Source organism: Algibacter sp. (genome assembly GCF_049667265.1).
GTDB lineage: Bacteria > Bacteroidota > Bacteroidia > Flavobacteriales > Flavobacteriaceae > Algibacter_B.
In genome coordinates, this window is record NZ_JBATHX010000234.1 from 1 (window position 1) to 2,616 (window position 2,616).

Consider the following 2,616-nt stretch of genomic DNA (forward strand, 5'->3'; position numbering starts at 1 on the left):
ATCCATATTATTCAAATTATGGTGGTTTAAATTTAAATGGCGCTTATACTTCAGATAATCAGAGATTTGGTCTTGGTGCCACCTATAAATTTGGAAACCAAAAGGCAAAAACAAAAAGTAAAACAAAAAGTGCTTTGGATGATGAGTTAAATAGAATTGGCAATTAAAAAAGGCAGGAATGGTAATAACAAAATCAACCAGAATAGAATCTATCGACCTACTAAGAGGTTTGGTAATGGTAATTATGGCTCTCGACCATGTGAGAGATTATTTTCATTATGATGCTTACTTTTTTGATCCTACTGACCTTTCTCAAACTAATGTAGCTTTATTTATAACACGCTTTTTAACACATTTCTGCGCTCCAGTTTTTGTGTTTTTAGCAGGTACGTCTGCTTTTTTTGTAGGACAAAGGCGTGATAAAAAAGATTTAAGTATATGGTTACTAAAAAGAGGTTTTTGGCTTATCATTGCTGAATTAACAATTATGAAGTTTGGTTGGAATTTCAATCTAAATTATAACATGGTTGTTTTTCAAGTCATATGGGCTCTTGGGGCTTCTATGGTGTTTTTAGCGGCTTTTATTCATGTACCAAAAAATATTATGATAGCCTTGAGCCTAATAGTCATTTTTGGACATAATGCTTTTGATGGTTTTATGCCAGAATCTTTGGAAAATCTATGGGTATTATTACATGTTCAAGGTCCTGTATCAACTCCTATTAATACCATTTTTATTGCCTATCCACTTATTCCATGGATTTTTGTTATGCCTTTAGGCTATCACTTTGGTTTGCTTTATCATAAAGATTTTAAACAAAACCTTAGAACAAAATGGTTAACATATATAGGTGTAGGTTGCATCCTTTTGTTTATATTTATTCGGTCTTTAAATATTTATGGTGACCCAAACAATTGGGAGGAACAAAAATCGTTTGCTTTTACGGTTATGTCATTTATTAATTTCTCTAAATATCCCCCATCATTATTGTATTTATTAGTTACCCTTGGGCCTGCCATTTTATTGCTGGCATTCGCAGAAAATTGGAAAGGAAAATTGCACAGCGCCTCAGTAACTATTGGGAGAGTTCCCATGTTTTTTTATATAATTCATATTTATATCATCCATCTTTTAGCTACAATAGCATTAGCAATTACTGGTTTTTCACCAAAATTCATGATCATAGATTTGTTTGTTACATTTACGCCAGAACTTAAAGGGTATGGATTTAGTCTTTGGGTAGTATATGTGATTTGGGTTTTATTAATATTGGCACTCTATCCTATATGTAAATGGTACTGGAAGTATAAAAGTAATAATAGAGACAAATGGTGGTTGAGCTACTTATAACAAATATATGATTCAAAAAGAAGAAGGTTTAGAACGGCGTGTTGGGGTATTTGGCTTATCAGCAAATATTGTTAACATCATCATTGGGTCGGGTATTTTTGTTTTACCCGCTGTAGTGGCGAGTTATATGGGCGCCTCGAGTATTATAGCCTATCTTTTTTGTGGCTTATTAATGGCTATGATTATGCTTTGTTTTGCTGAAGCTGGAAGTAAAGTAACCAATACTGGCGGACCTTACACCTATATTGAAACAGCATTTGGAGATTATGCCGGATTTATTGCGGGATTTTTTGCAGTTGGAAGCAACTTATTTGCCGATGCTGCAGTTTCCAATGCCCTTGTAAATGTTATTGGTTCTGCTCATCCAGTATTTGCTGAAGGTTGGCCACGGTTTTTGTCTCTCTTTATCCTTTTTTATGGTATGGTTTACATTAATGTTATTGGTTTAAAACAAGGTATAGGCTTAGTAAAATTCAACACCCTTATCAAACTTATTCCGTTGTTGTTGCTTATCATTATTGGCTTTAAGGATGTTTCAATAGCTAACCTTTACATTGAAAACATGCCATCTGTTAAAACACTAGGTGAAACTTCACTCATCTTGTTTTTTGCCTTTCAAGGATGTGAAACAGGTATTATTGTTGGTGGGGAAGTTATAAATCCTAAACGAACCATTCCACGAGCTATTTTAATAAGTTTATCTACAGTTGTAATTGTTTATGTTTTAATTCAAACCGTTTCACAAGGGGTTTTAGGTAGCGATTTACCAAATTTTAAAGCTGCACCGCTTGCTGAAACAGCAAAAGAAGTTATGGGTACTTTTGGTTATGCACTATTAATTATTGGTGCTGTTATTTCTATGTTTGGTTATATGAGCGGTACCATTTTAAATAGCCCGAGAATAGTTTACGCGCTTTCCAGAGATAAGGTGATACCTATAAAAGCACTTTCAAAAATCCACAAAAAATTTGCAACACCTTACATCGCAATAATTGTTTACGCCACCATTGGTTTCGTTTTGGCTGTTTCTGGAAGTTTTGAAAAACTAGCCGTTATTGCAAGTAGCTCTATGTTGATACTTTATTTAGGAGTAGCTGTTTCTGTGATTAAATTGCGCTATTCTAAAAAAGAACTTTCCGATGGATTTAAAATTCCTGGTGGTTGGACGGTTCCTATTCTGGCAATCCTTATTATACTATATTTCCTTTCAAACTTACCAAATAAGGAGATGCTAATTACCGCCATAGTAATTGCATGTTTAAGTT

Annotated in this window: 2 protein-coding genes; both read left to right on the forward strand. The window is 33.9% G+C overall.

Annotation, left to right across the window (positions count from 1 at the left end; all coding sequences use genetic code 11):
- Positions 1 to 178: 178 nt before the first annotated feature.
- The gene (locus tag WBN21_RS08860; RefSeq protein WP_424199456.1) at positions 179 to 1,351 is read left to right on the forward strand and encodes a DUF1624 domain-containing protein; all 1,173 of its coding nucleotides are present in this window, start codon (positions 179 to 181) and stop codon (positions 1,349 to 1,351) included.
- A gap of 7 nt (positions 1,352 to 1,358) precedes the next feature.
- Positions 1,359 to 2,616: APC family permease (locus WBN21_RS08865; RefSeq protein WP_424199458.1), on the forward strand; the 1,258-nt coding region annotated here is incomplete at its 3' end.

Excerpts from the sequence above, each read along its gene's own strand:
- WBN21_RS08860 (WP_424199456.1), top strand. The coding sequence starts at position 179 with ATGGTAATAACAAAATCAACCAGAATAGAATCTATCGACCTACTAAGA.